Here is a 14,523-nt window from a genome sequence, read left to right on the forward strand (position 1 = left end):
CCATCCCAGTGGAGTCCGAGGAAGCGCCCATGAGTACTCCCGCGCAGCGCGCCGCCCAGCTGGAACTCGTCGCCCGGCTCAAGTCGTCCTACCCCGAGCTGCCCGACGCCCCGACACCCGATCTGCTCGACCACGAGCGCATCGCCGCCTACCTGAAGCCGGTGCACGACGTCGGTGGCGAACCGGACGCCCCGATGAAGTACGAGAACAAGCAGTACGAGGCGTGGGAGGAACTGACCTACGTGATCTGCGAGGTGCTGGCCTGGCGCGGCATCTGGCTGTCCGAGGAGCGGCGCCGGATCGGCAACGTCGACGTCGGCCGCGCCGAATACCTGGGACTCCCGTACTACGGACGCTGGTTGTTGTCGGTGGCGCGGATCCTGGTGGAAAAGCACCACATCGGGCTCACTGAACTCACCGAGCGGATGGCCGAGGTCAAGGCCCGCTACGCCGGCGGCCTCGACGGCCGCGCGATCGAGGCCCGGCCCAGGTACGAAGGCGACGGATCGGGGGTCAGGCGCAACACTCATCACCTGCATGCGGTCGGCAAGGGTGATCCGCAGGTGTACGCCGGGCAGGCGGGGACTCCCGCGTTCGGGGTCGGTGACCTGGTGGTGGTCCGCGACGAGCTGCCGGTGCTGTTCTACACCCGCACACCGGAGTACGTGCGCGGCGCCACCGGCGAGATCGCGGCGGTGGCCTATGAGAGCCCGGCCGCCGAGGACGAGACCTGGGACCGCCCCGACGCACCGCCGGAATGGTTCTACGTGGTGCGGTTCAACATGTCCCAGCTGTGGCACGGCTATACCGGCACCACCACCGACACCTTGCAGACCGAGATCCCCGAGCATTGGCTCCGGGCCGCCAGTTGATCTCAGTGAGAAGGGTTCTCCCATGACCGGACACGGCCACGACCACGACCACGACCACGAGCGGACGGTCGCGCCGATGGTCGACGAGATCACCGACTTCGAGGTGCTGGAAGTCGCGCTGCGCGAACTGTGCATCGAGAAGGGCATCTTCACCGCGGCCGAGCACCGCCACTTCACCGAGTTCGCCGAACAGATCGGGCCGACACCCGCCGCGCACCTGGTCGCACGGGCCTGGCTCGATCCGGAGTTCAAGGCGCTTGCGCTGTCCGAGCCGATGTCGGCCAGCAAGGAGGTCGGTGTCGACTGGATGGAGCCCACCGGTTTCGGCACACCCAGTGATTTCACCGCCTTCCAGATCCTTGCGGACACCCCGAACCTGCACCACGTGATCGTCTGTGCGTTGTGTTCGTGCTACCCCAGGCCGATCCTCGGCAACTCGCCGGAGTGGTACCGCACACCGAACTACCGTCGCAGACTGGTTCGTTGGCCCCGGCAGGTACTTGCCGAGTTCGGCCTCTACCTGTCCGATGACATCGAGGTACGGGTGCAGGACTCGAACCAGAAGCATCGCTTCATGGTCATGCCGATGCGGCCGGAGGGAACCGAGGGCTGGTCCGAGGACCAACTGGCCGAGACCGTCACGCGTGATTCCCTGATCGGGGTTGCGTTACCCAAGGCGGGCGTGACCACCAATGTCATCACCGACACCCGTCCGGCCGTCCACCCCATCCCGGACCGGCCGTGAACACGCCGATCGCCCCGCTGCAGCAGATCGTCGAACGCGATCAGGTGTGGCCGCGGATGGCGGCCAAGCACGGGGTGGACAACCCGGTACCGCCGTGGAAGACCAGCCTGGACGGGCTGTGCGATGCCCTCGACGCGGCCTCGTGCAGCGCCGATGTGCCGACGTTCAAGGAGCGCCGCGACGAGGAGGATGAGCTGGTCGCCACCCTGTATGCCGGACTGCCGTACCCGGAGAACCAGTTGATGGCACTTGCGCATTCGCTGCTCGTGCGTGGTGTCATCACCGAGTCCGAACTCGAAGACCGGCTGGCCGCCGTCCGCGCCCGCCTGCAGTCCTGAGTCAGCCCGACCGGGTGACCACCCACAGGCACACCACCGCCACGATCAGCGTGAGCGGAGTGGTGCACAGCCCGACCCTGCTGAACTCGGTGAACCGCGCAGGCATCCCGTCGCGGTGGACGACGCCGCGCCACAACAGGTTTGCCAGCGATCCGGGGTAGGTGAGGTTCGGCCCGATGTTAACCCCGATCAGTACCGCCAGCACCGCGGCGGGTCCCACCGGCGTCACCAGCGGCAGCATCACCAGTACCGCGGGCAGATTGTTGACGACATTGGACAGCAGCGCCGCCACCGCGGCGATACCCAGCAGCGCGAGCAGGCCCTGGCCGTCGGGGATGAGGCGATGCATCGCGGTTTCGAGACCGTTGCTCATCACGGCGGCGACCACGACGCCCAGGCACAGCACGAATGCCAGGAACGGAAGGTCCAGCGCGGCAAAGATTCCGGACACCGTGCTGTGCTTCTGGACCAGGCTGCGCACGCCGAGCACCAGTGCACCGGCCAGCGCGGCCCAGGCCGGTGACAGTCCGAGCGCCGACGTGACCGCGAATCCGGCGAGGGTCAGGAACACCACCGCGAGCGCGAAGACCGGCACGGACAGCGGCTCGTCGGGTGCGGTGTGGTGTGGTTCGACGGCCAGGTCTTTGGCGAAGATCCAACGCAGCAGCACGAACTCGACCAGGATCGCGGCCAGCCAGGGCAGCGCCATGGTGGCGGCGAAATGTAGGAACGTCAGACCGGCCGCGCTGAAGGCCAGCAGGTTGGTCAGGTTGGACACCGGCAGCAGCAGCGACGCGGTGTTGGACAGATGCGCCGTGGCATAGGCGTGCGGGCGGGCCGGCACGGACAGGGTGCGTGCGGTGGCGAGCACCACCGGTGTCAGCAGCACCACGGTCGCGTCCAGGCTCAGCACCGCGGTGACCGCCGCCGAGATACCGAATACCGAGGCGAGTAAACGGTTCTGGCCGCTGGAGGTGACCCGCGCCATGAACACCCCCGCCGCGTGGAACAACCCTACGTCAGCGCAGAGCCGCGCCAGCACCAGGATGGCGGCCAGGAATCCGACCACCGGCGCGAGCTCGGACACCTCGGCGACCGCCGCATCCCAGGACACCGCGCCGGTCACGATGACAGCTGCCGCCGCGGCCACCGCCACCACGGCCTGAAAGCGAGGGCACAGCAGCGCGAACCCGAGGACCGCGGCGAGCGCGGCGACGGAGAGAATCAGCGCCATGGATCCGTCGGCTGCCACAGCGTCGGCAGATGCAGCTCGACACCGTCCTCGGCGGCCAGCGCGGACAGCGTCCGCATCGACGCGTCCAGATCGTCGGCCGCGAACGGCAGCGCACGCAGCGGGCGGTCCAGCGGCCGGAAGAAGTCGTCCCAGTGGATCAGCACCACGCGACGCGCGCCGACGGTGCGGACCGTCTCGGCCCAGTAGTCCAGCAGGTAGCGCTCGGGCTGCAGGCCCAGTTGCCCGATGCCCAGATACACCACCTCGGCGCGCTGACCGACCAGCGCACCCGCAACGAAGCCGGCGCTGCCGACCACCAGCATCCGGCGTCCGCTGGGCCGGTGCGCCACCATCGTCGACCACGCTTCACCGCACCGGTAGACCGAGGCCCGCACCGGGGGGTCGACCGGCGCGTCGATCACGCCGGGAAACCGGTCCGGTGGGCAGTGGTCGCCGACGATCAGGGTGACGTCGAAGGCGCCGAGGCGCATCGGCTCACCCGGGGTGGCCACCACGACGCGGTCGGCGGGCAACCGGTGCCCGACGTGCGCCGCCGAGGCGCCGCCGACGAGTGTCGCACCGGTCCGCTGCGCCACCACCGCCGAGTCCATGGCGTGGTCGAAGTGGGTGTGCACCGGGAGCACCGCATCGAGGGTGCGCACTCCGAGCCGGCCGAGACAACCGTCGATGCGGGGCTCCGAGGGCGCGATCCGGCCCAGCCCGACCTGCAGCAGCGAAGGCCTGCTGAAGAAGCCGTCGGTCAACACCGCCGATGTCCCATCGGAGATCAGCAGGGTGGTGACACCGGCCCAGGTCACCGTCGGCGCCGCGGCCGGGCCGGCCGGCGGCAGGTCGAAGTACCGCGCGTAGTCGTCGATATCGGGCCGGCCGGCTTTCAGGCGCATGCCCCAGAGCCTATTGCCCGAAGCTGGCGGACCCCTGCGCTACTGGGTCCCGTACCGGCGGCGGAACTTCTCCACCTGTCCGGCCGTATCGAGGTGGCGGTTGGTGCCGGTCCAGAACGGATGAGAGTCCGCGGTGACATCGACGACGACCAGCGGGTAGGTGACGCCCTGATAGTCGATGGTGCGGTCGCTGGTGACCGTCGACCGGATCAGGAACGTCTTGCCGGTGCCGGCGTCCTGGAAGACCACCGGGTGGTAGTCGGGGTGGATATCGGGTTTCATTCTTCTCCGTTCAACATGATGTGTTCGTCGGCCAGGTCGTGGGACAGCTCGGCGCAGGGATCTTCGTGCCACTCCCCGAACGGGTCGGGGTAGGAGGCCCAGTCTCCCGGGCGGTCCAGTTCGGCATCGGTGAGCAGTGCTGTGTTCAGAGCAGCCGTGATGAACTCCGGGTTCGCCCCGCAGACCAGGACGGTCAGGGCGATGTGCCGGTCGCCGAACCGTTCGTCCCAGTGCGAGGCGGCCATGGCAGTGCGCTCCGGGTCGACGTAGGCGCGGTCGCGTTCGGCCATGCCCGCCAGCCAGCGTCCGGCATCGCCGACGCCGAGACCGCCACCCGCCGATTCGATCCACACCACGGTGTCGGGTTGACTGGCCAGCCAGGCCCGTCCGCGCACCCGCACCACGCCGTCGAGCAGCGCGTCGATGGCGTGGTGCAGGCGCTCGGGATGAAATGGCCTGCGCGCGTTGAATTCCAGCAGCTCGACCTCGCCGTCCGGTTGCAGCGGGGGTTGCCCGGCCAGCAGCGAATCGTGCGGGTCGTCGGAACGGCCGCGGCGTGACTGCGCATCGAGATGCTTCAACGCCGTGGTGACATGCTGCAGTCCGACGGTGATCCGGGCCCGCGGCGCCAGTCTGCGCAGCACGGCCAGGGTGGCCCGGTCGGCCTCGGTCAAAACCAGCACGTCGGCGAACTCGGCCTGGCCGACCACCGCCTGGGCCACGGTGCGGGAAGCGTCGAGCTCGTCGTCGCCGAGCGCCTGGCTGAGCCACACCCCGGTGTCGACACAGGTCACGACCGCCTGGATCTCGACGTCACGACCGGCCGGGCCATCGATATAGCCCGGCCCCAGCTGCACGGGTGTGTCGTTGATGGCCGTGCAGATCGCTTCCGGGTCAAGCCATTCCATCAAGTGCACGACGATGCGATGCACGTCGCTGCGCCGGTGCAGTTGGCGCAGCAGGATCAGCAGGTCGTTGCGGATGGTGCAGGTGACACAGCAGTTGGCGATCTCCAGCGGCCACTGGGTGATCACCAGCTTGGTGTCCCGCATACCGCTGACCCGCCGGATCACGACGTGTCCTTCGGCCGCGTATCCGACCACTGCGGTCCCCGGCGTGCGGATCAGCACGTCGGCGACATCGGTCCCGGCACCCTGCCCGGCTACCAGTACAACTGGCGTCCGCATCTCATCACACCCTTATCGGTAACGATTGTCATTAAGTCGATTCGTACGTTACCGTGTGTCGGTCAGCTTGTCGAAAATCGTTTTCATTAACGAGTGAGCATGTATGAGGAGCCGCCGATGTCTGCGCACTGCCAGGTCACCGGGCGCGCACCGGGTTTCGGTAACCGGGTGTCACATTCGAATCGGCGCACCCGTCGCCGGTGGAACCCGAATATTCAGGTCAAGACCTATTACCTGCCCTCGGAGGGCCGGCGTATCCGGCTGCGGGTCAGCACCAAGGGCATGAAGGTCATCGACCGGGACGGCATCGAGGCGGTCGTCGGTCGGCTGCGCAGGGAAGGGCAGAAGATCTGATGGGCAAGAGTAATGACATCCGGCCGATAGTGAAGCTGAAAAGCACTGCCGGCACCGGATATACCTACGTCACCCGCAAGAACCGGCGCAACGATCCGGATCGCCTGGTGTTGAAGAAGTACGACCCGGTGCTGCGCAGGCATGTCGATTTCAAGGAAGAACGCTGATGGCCAAGAAGTCGAAGATCGTCGCCGATGAGCGTCGCCGTGCCATTGTGGCGCGCTACGCCGAGCGGCGCGCCGAGCTCAAAGACCTGATCCGCAGGCCGGATGCCGATGCAACACAACGTATGTCGGCGCAAGCCGAGCTTGCGCGGATGCCGCGCGACGCCAGTGCGGTCCGGTTGCGTAACCGCGACGCCGTCGACGGCCGGCCGCGTGGGCACCTGCGCAAGTTCGGGCTGTCCCGGGTGCGCATGCGTGAGATGGCGCACCGAGGTGAGCTTCCCGGCATCAAGAAAGCGAGTTGGTGATGGCACCCCGCGCGCCGAAGAAGCGCAGACCCGCACCGGAGGAGATCAAGCGGCCGCGGCAGAACAAGCTCAAGGCGCTCGGCGTCACCGAGGTCGACTACAAGGACGTCTCGCTGCTGCGGACGTTCATCTCCGAACGCGGCAAGATCCGTTCCCGGCGGGTCACCGGGCTCACTCCGCAACAACAGCGCCGGGTCGCGATTGCGATCAAGAACGCCCGAGAGATGGCGTTGCTGCCTTACGGTGGTCCCTAGCGATCCGCCAGATCCTCTGAAGACGTTGCCGTCCAGCTGTTCTCGGCGACGAACTCGGACAGCGGCCGGCCGTGGGTCCAGTCGTCGATCTCCAGGGCCGGGCGGTCCGGGAACTCCGGCACCGGGCCCAGACACAGGATCGCGACGGGCTCGGCGCCTTCGGGCATGCCGAGCAGGTCGGCAAGGAGGGCGGGTTCGAAGATCGACACCCAGCCCATGCCGAGGCCTTCGGCACGGGCGGCCAGCCACATGTTCTGGATCGCACAGGACACCGATGCCAGGTCCATCTGCGGCATGGTCCGGCGCCCGAACACGTGCCGTTGCCGGTCATCGCGCAGCGCGACCACCAGCAGTTCGGCGCACTCCAGGATGCCCTCGACCTTCAGTTCCAGGAATTCGTCACCCCGGGTGCCCAACGCTTCGGCGGTGTGCTTGCGTTCCTCGTCGACCAGATCGTGCATGGCGGTGCGCAGGTTCGCGTCGCTGATGCGGATGAAGCGCCACGGCTGCATCAGTCCCACACTCGGGGCGGCATGCGCCGCCTGCAACAGCCGGGCCAGGACGTCCTCGTCCACCGTGGCGCCCGGCACGAATCGGCGAATGTCCCGGCGTTCGGCGATGGTCCGGTAGACGGCCCGGCGTTCGGCGGCGCTGAACGCGTGATCGGTCACGCCGTCAGCCTAGAGACCCCGGGCCGCCCTGGTGCTACGCAGCCCCGCGGCGGCCGCGCCGAGGCAGGCCGCGGCGACGGCACCGGCAAACCACGGGAACACCGAGGCCAGATCCCACCGGGTGGCGGCCCAGCCGGCAATCAGGGTCGGGACGGCCATCGCGGTGTAGGCCAGCAGGTAGAACGCCGACATCGTCTCGCCGCGCCGCGTCGCGGGCACCACATCGGAGAGGTGGCGCAGCGAGCCGCCGAATCCCAGTCCGAATGTCGCGCCGAGCAGCACCGCGGCCACGAACACCAGCTCCCAGCGGTGGGTCAGCAGGACCGGGATCGTCAGCAGCAGCGACACGGCCATCCCGACGTCACCGATGATCGCCGAGTACCTGGCCGGCAGCCGGGTGGCGGCGAGCTGGGCCATGGCGGCGGCGAACGCGGTGGTGGCGACCACCGCACCGCCGAAGACGAGATTGTCGATGTGCGTCTGCTGGGCGGCCAGTGACGGGTACAGCGAGAGCAGCACACCGAGCACCGACCAGGACGCCATGGCGCCCAGGGCCGAGAACCAGAAGTCGGCGCGGATCTCCGCGGGCACAGCCGGTTTGGCCAGCCGGATGGGACCCTGGGTGCGCGCGGTGTGTGGCTCGTCGAGTGCCAGCAGCCCGACGCCGATGACCAGGCAGATGACCGCGACAACGGCATACGGTGTGCGCAGCGGATGCGGTGCGTACTGGGCCAGCAGCGCCGAACCGATGATCGCGACTGTCATGCCGATGTTGAAGCTGACGCCACTGAGCTGGCCGGTGCGCACCCCGTGGTTCGGGCGCAGGTCCAGCAGTGCCGCCGCGCCGGCGACGACGATGGAGCCGACCGCGGCGCCGTGGATGGTGCGGGCCAGCAGCAGCATCGCCATGCTGTCCGCGATCAGGAACACCCCGAGCCCGATCAGCAGCGCCACCAGCGCCCCGATCAGGACCGGCTTGCGGCCGACGACATCGGAGATCTTGCCCGACACCAGCACCGCCGCCAGGGCCGCCAGCGCGTACACCGCGAAGACGATGGTGGTGGCCAGCGGAGACAGATGCCAGTTCGCCTCATAGATCCCGTACAGCGGGGCGGGCAGTCCGGAGACGCCCAGTGCGACGCCGCTCAGTACGAGTACGAGGGGGTAGGCCCAGCGTTGCACCGGGCTGGTCGCAGGGTCGAATGCCACCATCGCAGGCAACCTCCTCGGCTGGTTTGACGGACATCGAACTGGATCCAGGCTACGCTGGGTTTGACAGACATCAAACCGAATATGACCGAGGTTATTCCGATGCCGAACAATGCGCTGGTCACCGAGTACCCGGTGCATGCGGTGGGTCCGGTGCAGAGGGTGCTGGCGGCGATCCACGACCCGGTGCGTCTGGAGGTCGTCCGTCGCCTCTACAACGCCGGGACGCCACTGCAGTGCGGGGTGCTCTACGACGGCATCAACAAATCCACCGCCACCCACCATTTCAAGATTCTGCGTGAGGCCGGCATCACCGAGCGCATGGTGATCGACGGGTTGACCTATCAGAAGCTGCGTCTCGACGAGGTCGAGTCGGCCCTGCCCGGATTGCTGGCCAGTGTCGTCGGCGGCGCCAACCGGGACGCCGCCGCTAGCTGAACGGCGCGGGCGTCATCCCGTGCTCGGAAAGCCGTGTCCGGACCGCCTCGGCGATCTGCACGGCCCCGGGCGAGTCCCCGTGCACGCACACCGATTCCACGCTGATCGGTATCTCGGTGCCGTCCTGCGCGGTGACCCGGCCCTCGGTGACCATGCTCAGCACCCGGACCGCGATCTGCTCGGCGTCGCGCAGTACCGCGCCCGGTTCGCGGCGGGACACCAATTGCCCGTCGGGCCGGTAGGCGCGGTCGGCGAAGGCCTCGGCCACGGTACGCAGACCGAATTCTCTTGCAGCGCCGAAGAACACCGAGCCCGCCAGCCCGAGCACCGGCAGCCCGGGGTCCACCGCGTGCACGGCCGCCGCGACGGCGCGAGCCTGCGGCTCATTGGTGACGATCGAGTTGTAAAGCGCCCCATGTGGTTTGACGTAGGTCACCGATGACCCCGCAGCGGTGGCGATCGCGGACAGCGCACCGATCTGGTAGATCACCTCGGCGGTCAGCTCGTCGGGATCCACATCGATGAAGCGTCTGCCGAACCCGGCCAGATCGCGATAGCTGACCTGTGCACCGATGCGCACGCCGCGCTGGGCCGCGGCCCGGCAGACCCGCAGCAGCCCCGCCGGATCGCCGGCGTGGAAACCACAGGCCACGTTGGCCGAGGTGACGATGTCGAGCATGGCGTCGTCGTCGCCGAGGGTCCACACCCCGAAACCCTCGCCGAGGTCGGCATTGAGATCGACAGTCACGGTTTTCTAGCCTAGTGCGCGTCGATGCTCGTCGAGGTCGATCCGGTGCTCGGCGGAATCGATCAGCGCGTTGTCGTGAGTGGCGGCCACCACCGTGGTGCCGTGGGCCGCCAGCCTTCTCAGATGCCCGATCACCATGGCCGCCGATGCGGCGTCCAGCCCGGTGGTCGGCTCATCGAGCAGTAACAGCGGGGCCTCCTGCGCGAAGGCCTGAGCCAGCAGGACGCGTTGCCGTTGGCCGCCGGAGAGTTCGCCGAGCGTGCGGTGACGCAGATCGGCGAGTCCGAGTTCGGTCAGCCAGAATTCGACGACGGCACGGTCGTCGGCTGCGGGCCGGCGCAGCAGGCCGAGGTGGCGCCACCGCCCCATCATGACGGCCTGCGCCGCGGTCAAGGGGAATGAATCGGTGACCGCGCTGCGCTGCACGGCGAACGCGATATTGCGCGTACCGGGGGCGACGGTGCCGGCGTCGGGGTGATGCACACCGGCCAGTAGTCCGAGCAGCGTCGACTTCCCACAGCCATTGGAACCCACGACGGCGGTGACGGCGCCCGAGGCGATCGACAGCGTCAGCCCACGGAAAACCGTTGTGCCGGAAAAGCCGAAGTCGATCCCGGACACCTCGATGGCGTCGGTGACCCGAGTCACCTTATTGAAAATGAGTTTCATTACTGATAAGACTCTACGGCATGACGTCCTGGCTCATCGACCCCTTCCAGGCGGACCTGGTCCTTCGAGCCTTGGTGGCCGGGGTGACCGCCGCCTGTCTGTGCTCTCTGGTCGGCTGCTGGGTGTTGTTGCGGCGCAGTGTCTTCCTGGGTGAAGCCATGACCCACGGCATGCTCCCGGGTGTCGCCGTCGCCGCTCTGCTGGGTGGCAGCCTGATGGCCGGTGGCCTGGCCGCCGCCCTGATCATGGCCTTCGGTGTCGCCGCGATCGGCAGATCCTCGAAGCTGTCCGCCGATACCAGCATCGGACTGTTGCTGGTGGGCATGCTCGCGCTCGGGGTCATCGTGGTGTCCCGGTCCCAGAGCTTCGCCGTCGACCTCACCGGTTTCCTGTTCGGGGATGTCTTCGCGGTGCGCACCACCGATCTCGCGGTGCTCGGCGTCGCGCTGCTGCTGACACTGGGTGCCGTGGTCGCGGGGCACCGTGCCTTTGTCGCGGTGACCTTCGATCCACGTAAGGCCGCCACCCTCGGTCTGCGTCCGCAGCTGGCGATCCCGGCGCTCACGGTCCTGATGGCAGTGGCCATGGTTGCGTCGTTCCACGTGGTCGGGACCCTGCTGGTGCTCGGTCTGCTGGTCGCTCCGCCGGCCGCGGCGCTGGCATGGGCCACCTCGATACCCCGTGTCATGGCGCTGTCGGCCGTCATCGGGTCACTCGCGGTGTACGTCGGCCTGCTGATCTCCTGGCATGCCGGTACGGCGGGTGGCGCGACGATCGCCGGTGTCGCGGTGCTGCTGTTCTTCGTGTCGGCGCTGTTGGCCCAGCTGCGCATCCGGTGGACGAAGGCCGCGGCGGTGGCGGTGGTTTCCTGCGCGGTGGCCGGATGCGCCACCGCGCCGACGCCGGCGCCGGCTGCCGGTACGGGCGACGAGGTTGCCGTCGAGGACGGCGCCCGCGAGGCCGACGGGCCCCTGACGAAGCTGGTGCTCGTCGACCCCGTGACCGGTGCCACCTCGGTGTACGACGCGGTCGACGAGGTCGAGACCCCGGTCGGCACCCACGGACCGGTGACCGGACTGGAGGGTGATGGACGGTTCGCCTACCTGCAGACCCGCAGCGGCACCACTGTCGTCGATGCCGGGGCGTGGACCTTCGACCACGGAGACCACTACCACTACTTTTCCGGCACTGCGGCCGAGGCCGCGACGCTCGATGTGTCGGCGGCCTCGGTCAGCGCGAGCAATTCCATCGTGGCGCTCCGTTCACCCTCGGGGACAACCGAACTGATCGACCGGGAACGCCTCGGGCAGAAGTCCGTCGCACCGTCCGAACTCACCGTCCCGCCGGATGTGGCCGCGGCCGCGCCGTACGGCAGCAGGCTGGTGACGGTCACCTCCGGCGGCCGCCTGCAGGTCACCGACGACGCCGGCACCTCCGAGTTGGCGGGAGACTGCCCGCAGCCCTCCTGGGTGATGACCAGCAGGCGGGCCGTGGTGTTCGGATGCGAGACCGGCGCCGTCCGGGTCACCGGAGGTGACAAGGATCTGACGGTGACGGCGGCCCCGTATCCGGCCGACGCACCGTCCCAACGTCCGGCGAGCATGGAGCACCGCGACCGGGCCGACGTGTTCGCGGGACTGGCCGCCGGGAACGTCTGGGTACTCGACAGCCGTCAGCGATCCTGGACGCTGATCCCGGTCCCGGACGCGGTGGCGACCAACACCGCCGGCGACGGGACCGTACTGGTGCTGCACCGCGACGGGACACTCAGCGCCTTCGACATCGGAACCAGAACCGAGACGGCACGAATCGCGTTGTTCCCCGGCCCCATTCCGCACGACGGCCCGCAGCCGGTGGTCGATCTGGACTCCGATCGCGCGTATGTCAACAACGCCGCCACCCACGAGGTGTACGAGATCGACTATGCCGACGGACTGCGCGTCGCCCGCACCCTGCGCACCGAGGTGGCGCCCGGTCTCATGGTGGAGGCCGGCCGGTGAGCCGCCTGCTGGCTGTCCTCGCGCTGCTCGGGGCGCTGCTCACCGCGTGTGCGGACAGCGCCGGCGGTAGCGAGATCGTGGTGACCACCAACATTCTCGGCGACGTGGTGCGCAACGTGGTGGGTGATGCCGCGACCGTGCGGGTGCTCATGCAACCCAACGCCGACCCGCATTCGTTCGGGGTGTCCGCGCAGGACGCCGCGGCGATGGGCAGCGCCGGACTGATCGTCCACAACGGACTCGGACTGGAAGAGAACATCATCCGAAACGTGGAAAGCGCACGGGCACAAGGCGTTCCCGCGCTCGCGGTCGGTGATCACATCGATCCCCTCGAGTACCGCGGCGGCGACAGTGCGGGCACGCCCGACCCGCATTTCTGGACCGATCCGCAACGCATGATCACGGCCGTCGACGTCATCGAGCAGACGATCACCCGTGAGGTGGACGGGATCGACACCGCGGCAGTGACCCGCAACGCCGACACCTACCGCGAACAACTGCGCGCCCTCGATCGGTCCATGGGTGACGGTTTCGGCGCCCTGGCGCCGGAGCGCCGCAAGCTCGTCACCAATCACCACGTGCTCGGCTACCTCGCCGAGCGCTTCGGCTTCGCCGTGATCGGCGCCGTCGTGCCCAGCGGCACCACCCTGGCGGCACCCAGTCCGTCGGACCTGCAATCTCTGGTCGGGGCCATCGAATCCGCCCGGGTGCCGGCCATCTTCGTCGACTCCTCACAGCCGGAGAAGCTGGCCCGGGTGCTCGCCGAAGACGCCGGTGTCGAGGTGCGCATCGTGCCGCTCTACAGCGAATCCCTCGGCCCGCCCGGCACGCCGGGCGCCACCTACCTCGACATGATGCGCGCCAACACCGACGCCATCGTCACTGGTCTGCGATAGCAGAGAAAAGGAGCCAAAATGTCCCATCCGCGGTGGCTTTACCGCGTCGGAGCCGTGTCGTTCGCGACGGCCGCGCTGGCGGCGTGCTCATCGAGCACCGAGAACGCCGACAGCACAGCCAGTTCCGAGTCGACCTCGAGCGCGCCGATCGCCGAACCGCTGGTGGCCACCTACGACGGGGGCCTCTACATCCTCGACGGCGAGACGCTCGAGGTGAGACAGGACATCCCACTCGAGGGATTCCTGCGGGTCAACCCGGCAGGGGACCACGGCCACGTGTTGGTCACCACCACCGAGGGTTTCCGCATCCTCGATGCCGCGGGCGGGCAGCTGACCGAGGACACCTTCCCCGCCGTCGAGGCCGGTCATGTCACGCCGCACGGCGAGAACACCGTGCTGTTCGCCGACGGCACCGGGGAGATCACCGCCTTCGATCCGCATGACCTGGAAAAGGGCGGTATGCCCGAAACCCGGAAGTTCACCACCCCCGAGGCGCATCACGGGGTGGCCGTGATCCTGGCGGACGGCACCCTGCTGCACACCCTGGGCAACCCGGACACCCGCGTCGGCGCCGTTGCGCTGGACGGGGACCGCGAGATCGCGCGCAGCGAGGAGTGTCCGGGCGTGCACGGCGAGACCGCGGCCGCGGACGAGGTGGTGATTCTGGGCTGCGAGAACGGCGTGCTGGAGTTCGCCGACGGAAAGTTCACCAAGATCGCCAGCCCCACGCCGTACGGGCGGGTCGGCAACACCCGGGGTCACGAAGACTCGCCGGTGGTGCTGGGGGACATGAAGGTCGATGCGGATGCCGAAATGGAACGTCCCGAGCAGTTCGCGCTCGTCGACACCACCACCGACAAGATGCGGCTGGTGAAACTTCCACCGGGCGTGAGCTATTGGTTCCGTTCACTGGGACGCGGCCCGCAGGCCGAGGCGTTGATCCTCGGTACCGACGGCAAGCTGCATGTGTTCGATCCGGTGACCGGTGACCTGGTCACGTCGATCGAGGTGGCTGCGCCATGGACCGAGCCCGACGACTGGCAGCAGCCAGGTCCTGCTGTCTTCACCCGTGAGGGCGCGGTCTACGTCAGCGACCCGGCGGCCAAGCAGATCCACCTGGTGGATCTGGCGGCGGGCACCGTCACCGAATCGGTGACGCTGGAGCAGACGCCCAACGAGCTGAGCGGGGCCGTCGGCCACGACCACTGAGCAGAACAGCAGTCCGGCCGGGGGCACGCCCCCGGCCGGG

19 protein-coding genes are annotated in these 14,523 nt (G+C 68.4%); 11 read left to right on the forward strand and 8 right to left on the reverse strand.

Annotated features, from left to right (window positions below; all coding sequences use genetic code 11):
- The first annotated feature begins 29 nt into the window (after window positions 1-29).
- The 3 genes from ASE48_RS29945 to ASE48_RS29955 are packed head-to-tail and all read left to right on the forward strand — an operon-like array spanning window position 30 to window position 1,955.
- The gene (locus tag ASE48_RS29945; RefSeq protein WP_057170841.1) at window positions 30-872 is read left to right on the forward strand and encodes an SH3-like domain-containing protein; all 843 of its coding nucleotides are present in this window, start codon (window positions 30-32) and stop codon (window positions 870-872) included.
- Between the two features lie 22 nt (window positions 873-894).
- Window positions 895-1,617 (forward strand): thiocyanate hydrolase subunit gamma, encoded by a 723-nt coding sequence (gene scnC / locus ASE48_RS29950; protein ID WP_057170842.1) that lies wholly within the window; start codon window positions 895-897, stop codon window positions 1,615-1,617.
- Window positions 1,618-1,673: 56 nt separating this feature from the next.
- Entirely contained in the window at window positions 1,674-1,955 is a 282-nt protein-coding gene (locus ASE48_RS29955) for a thiocyanate hydrolase (RefSeq protein WP_235571756.1), read from the forward strand.
- Between the two features lies 1 nt (window position 1,956).
- Here the strand turns inward: ASE48_RS29955 and ASE48_RS29960 are convergent, their stop codons facing one another.
- From ASE48_RS29960 to mrf, 4 genes are read right to left on the reverse strand one after another with little or no spacing between them, the layout of a single operon-like run.
- Entirely contained in the window at window positions 1,957-3,189 is a 1,233-nt protein-coding gene (locus ASE48_RS29960; protein WP_057170956.1) for an SLC13 family permease, read from the reverse strand.
- Window positions 3,180-4,094: an MBL fold metallo-hydrolase gene (locus tag ASE48_RS29965; RefSeq protein WP_057170844.1), complete on the reverse strand. Its 915-nt coding sequence runs from the start codon at window positions 4,092-4,094 to the stop codon at window positions 3,180-3,182. Before ASE48_RS29965 ends, ASE48_RS29960 begins: the two co-directional genes overlap by 10 nt.
- A 39-nt stretch (window positions 4,095-4,133) precedes the next feature.
- Window positions 4,134-4,376 (reverse strand): type B 50S ribosomal protein L31, encoded by a 243-nt coding sequence (locus tag ASE48_RS29970; protein ID WP_057170845.1) that lies wholly within the window; start codon window positions 4,374-4,376, stop codon window positions 4,134-4,136.
- On the reverse strand, window positions 4,373-5,563 hold the full coding sequence (gene mrf / locus ASE48_RS29975) for a ribosome hibernation factor-recruiting GTPase MRF (RefSeq protein WP_057170846.1): 1,191 nt from the start codon (window positions 5,561-5,563) through the stop codon (window positions 4,373-4,375). The genes ASE48_RS29970 and mrf overlap by 4 nt, the downstream gene beginning before the upstream one ends.
- A gap of 117 nt (window positions 5,564-5,680) precedes the next feature.
- Here mrf and rpmB point away from each other — a divergent pair, with 117 nt between their 5' ends.
- From rpmB to rpsR, 4 genes are read left to right on the forward strand one after another with little or no spacing between them, the layout of a single operon-like run.
- A complete protein-coding gene (gene rpmB / locus ASE48_RS29980) occupies window positions 5,681-5,917 on the forward strand; it encodes a 50S ribosomal protein L28 (protein WP_057170957.1) in 237 nt (78 codons plus the stop codon).
- Entirely contained in the window at window positions 5,917-6,084 is a 168-nt protein-coding gene (gene rpmG / locus ASE48_RS29985; RefSeq protein ID WP_057170847.1) for a 50S ribosomal protein L33, read from the forward strand. Before rpmB ends, rpmG begins: the two co-directional genes overlap by 1 nt.
- A complete protein-coding gene (gene rpsN / locus ASE48_RS29990) occupies window positions 6,084-6,389 on the forward strand; it encodes a 30S ribosomal protein S14 (protein WP_057170848.1) in 306 nt (101 codons plus the stop codon). The genes rpmG and rpsN overlap by 1 nt, the downstream gene beginning before the upstream one ends.
- The gene (rpsR, locus tag ASE48_RS29995; RefSeq protein ID WP_057170849.1) at window positions 6,389-6,643 is read left to right on the forward strand and encodes a 30S ribosomal protein S18; all 255 of its coding nucleotides are present in this window, start codon (window positions 6,389-6,391) and stop codon (window positions 6,641-6,643) included. The genes rpsN and rpsR overlap by 1 nt, the downstream gene beginning before the upstream one ends.
- On the opposite strand, the gene bluB is transcribed toward rpsR, so the two are convergent.
- Both bluB and ASE48_RS30005 read right to left on the reverse strand, forming a co-directional pair.
- Window positions 6,640-7,314: a 5,6-dimethylbenzimidazole synthase gene (gene bluB / locus ASE48_RS30000; protein WP_057170850.1), complete on the reverse strand. Its 675-nt coding sequence runs from the start codon at window positions 7,312-7,314 to the stop codon at window positions 6,640-6,642. The two genes, rpsR and bluB, sit on opposite strands and share 4 nt — an antisense overlap.
- A gap of 9 nt (window positions 7,315-7,323) precedes the next feature.
- On the reverse strand, window positions 7,324-8,526 hold the full coding sequence (locus ASE48_RS30005) for an MFS transporter (RefSeq protein WP_057170851.1): 1,203 nt from the start codon (window positions 8,524-8,526) through the stop codon (window positions 7,324-7,326).
- A 99-nt stretch (window positions 8,527-8,625) separates the two neighbouring features.
- Here ASE48_RS30005 and ASE48_RS30010 point away from each other — a divergent pair, with 99 nt between their 5' ends.
- Window positions 8,626-8,961, forward strand: a complete 336-nt coding sequence (locus ASE48_RS30010; protein WP_057170852.1) for an ArsR/SmtB family transcription factor — start codon at window positions 8,626-8,628, stop codon at window positions 8,959-8,961.
- On the opposite strand, the gene ASE48_RS30015 is transcribed toward ASE48_RS30010, so the two are convergent.
- Complete coding sequence (locus ASE48_RS30015) at window positions 8,954-9,709, reverse strand: LamB/YcsF family protein (RefSeq protein ID WP_057170853.1); 756 nt, start codon at window positions 9,707-9,709, stop codon at window positions 8,954-8,956. The two genes, ASE48_RS30010 and ASE48_RS30015, sit on opposite strands and share 8 nt — an antisense overlap.
- Before the next feature lie 6 nt (window positions 9,710-9,715).
- On the reverse strand, window positions 9,716-10,357 hold the full coding sequence (gene aztA / locus ASE48_RS30020) for a zinc ABC transporter ATP-binding protein AztA (protein WP_235571720.1): 642 nt from the start codon (window positions 10,355-10,357) through the stop codon (window positions 9,716-9,718).
- A gap of 41 nt (window positions 10,358-10,398) precedes the next feature.
- Between aztA and aztB the strand changes: the two genes are divergently transcribed.
- From aztB to aztD, 3 genes are read left to right on the forward strand one after another with little or no spacing between them, the layout of a single operon-like run.
- Window positions 10,399-12,378, forward strand: a complete 1,980-nt coding sequence (aztB, locus tag ASE48_RS30025; RefSeq protein WP_057170855.1) for a zinc ABC transporter permease AztB — start codon at window positions 10,399-10,401, stop codon at window positions 12,376-12,378.
- Window positions 12,375-13,274: a zinc ABC transporter substrate-binding protein AztC gene (gene aztC / locus ASE48_RS30030; RefSeq protein WP_057170856.1), complete on the forward strand. Its 900-nt coding sequence runs from the start codon at window positions 12,375-12,377 to the stop codon at window positions 13,272-13,274. Before aztB ends, aztC begins: the two co-directional genes overlap by 4 nt.
- Before the next feature lie 18 nt (window positions 13,275-13,292).
- Window positions 13,293-14,483, forward strand: a complete 1,191-nt coding sequence (aztD, locus tag ASE48_RS30035) for a zinc metallochaperone AztD (RefSeq protein WP_057170857.1) — start codon at window positions 13,293-13,295, stop codon at window positions 14,481-14,483.
- Window positions 14,484-14,523 lie beyond the last annotated feature (40 nt).

It is taken from the genome of Mycobacterium sp. Root265 (assembly GCF_001428895.1).
GTDB lineage: Bacteria > Actinomycetota > Actinomycetes > Mycobacteriales > Mycobacteriaceae > Mycobacterium.

What these genes read in the sequence shown, in the direction of transcription:
- ASE48_RS29945 (WP_057170841.1), top strand. Translation starts at nt 30, where the DNA reads ATGAGTACTCCCGCGCAGCGCGCCGCCCAGCTGGAACTCGTCGCCCGG.
- scnC (WP_057170842.1), top strand. Translation starts at nt 895, where the DNA reads ATGACCGGACACGGCCACGACCACGACCACGACCACGAGCGGACGGTC.
- ASE48_RS29955 (WP_235571756.1), top strand. Translation starts at nt 1,674, where the DNA reads ATGGCGGCCAAGCACGGGGTGGACAACCCGGTACCGCCGTGGAAGACC.
- ASE48_RS29960 (WP_057170956.1), bottom strand. Translation starts at nt 3,189, where the DNA reads ATGGCGCTGATTCTCTCCGTCGCCGCGCTCGCCGCGGTCCTCGGGTTC.
- ASE48_RS29965 (WP_057170844.1), bottom strand. Translation starts at nt 4,094, where the DNA reads ATGCGCCTGAAAGCCGGCCGGCCCGATATCGACGACTACGCGCGGTAC.
- ASE48_RS29970 (WP_057170845.1), bottom strand. Translation starts at nt 4,376, where the DNA reads ATGAAACCCGATATCCACCCCGACTACCACCCGGTGGTCTTCCAGGAC.
- mrf (WP_057170846.1), bottom strand. Translation starts at nt 5,563, where the DNA reads ATGCGGACGCCAGTTGTACTGGTAGCCGGGCAGGGTGCCGGGACCGAT.
- rpmB (WP_057170957.1), top strand. Translation starts at nt 5,681, where the DNA reads ATGTCTGCGCACTGCCAGGTCACCGGGCGCGCACCGGGTTTCGGTAAC.
- rpmG (WP_057170847.1), top strand. Translation starts at nt 5,917, where the DNA reads ATGGGCAAGAGTAATGACATCCGGCCGATAGTGAAGCTGAAAAGCACT.
- rpsN (WP_057170848.1), top strand. Translation starts at nt 6,084, where the DNA reads ATGGCCAAGAAGTCGAAGATCGTCGCCGATGAGCGTCGCCGTGCCATT.
- rpsR (WP_057170849.1), top strand. Translation starts at nt 6,389, where the DNA reads ATGGCACCCCGCGCGCCGAAGAAGCGCAGACCCGCACCGGAGGAGATC.
- ASE48_RS30005 (WP_057170851.1), bottom strand. Translation starts at nt 8,526, where the DNA reads ATGGTGGCATTCGACCCTGCGACCAGCCCGGTGCAACGCTGGGCCTAC.
- ASE48_RS30010 (WP_057170852.1), top strand. Translation starts at nt 8,626, where the DNA reads ATGCCGAACAATGCGCTGGTCACCGAGTACCCGGTGCATGCGGTGGGT.
- aztB (WP_057170855.1), top strand. Translation starts at nt 10,399, where the DNA reads ATGACGTCCTGGCTCATCGACCCCTTCCAGGCGGACCTGGTCCTTCGA.
- aztD (WP_057170857.1), top strand. Translation starts at nt 13,293, where the DNA reads ATGTCCCATCCGCGGTGGCTTTACCGCGTCGGAGCCGTGTCGTTCGCG.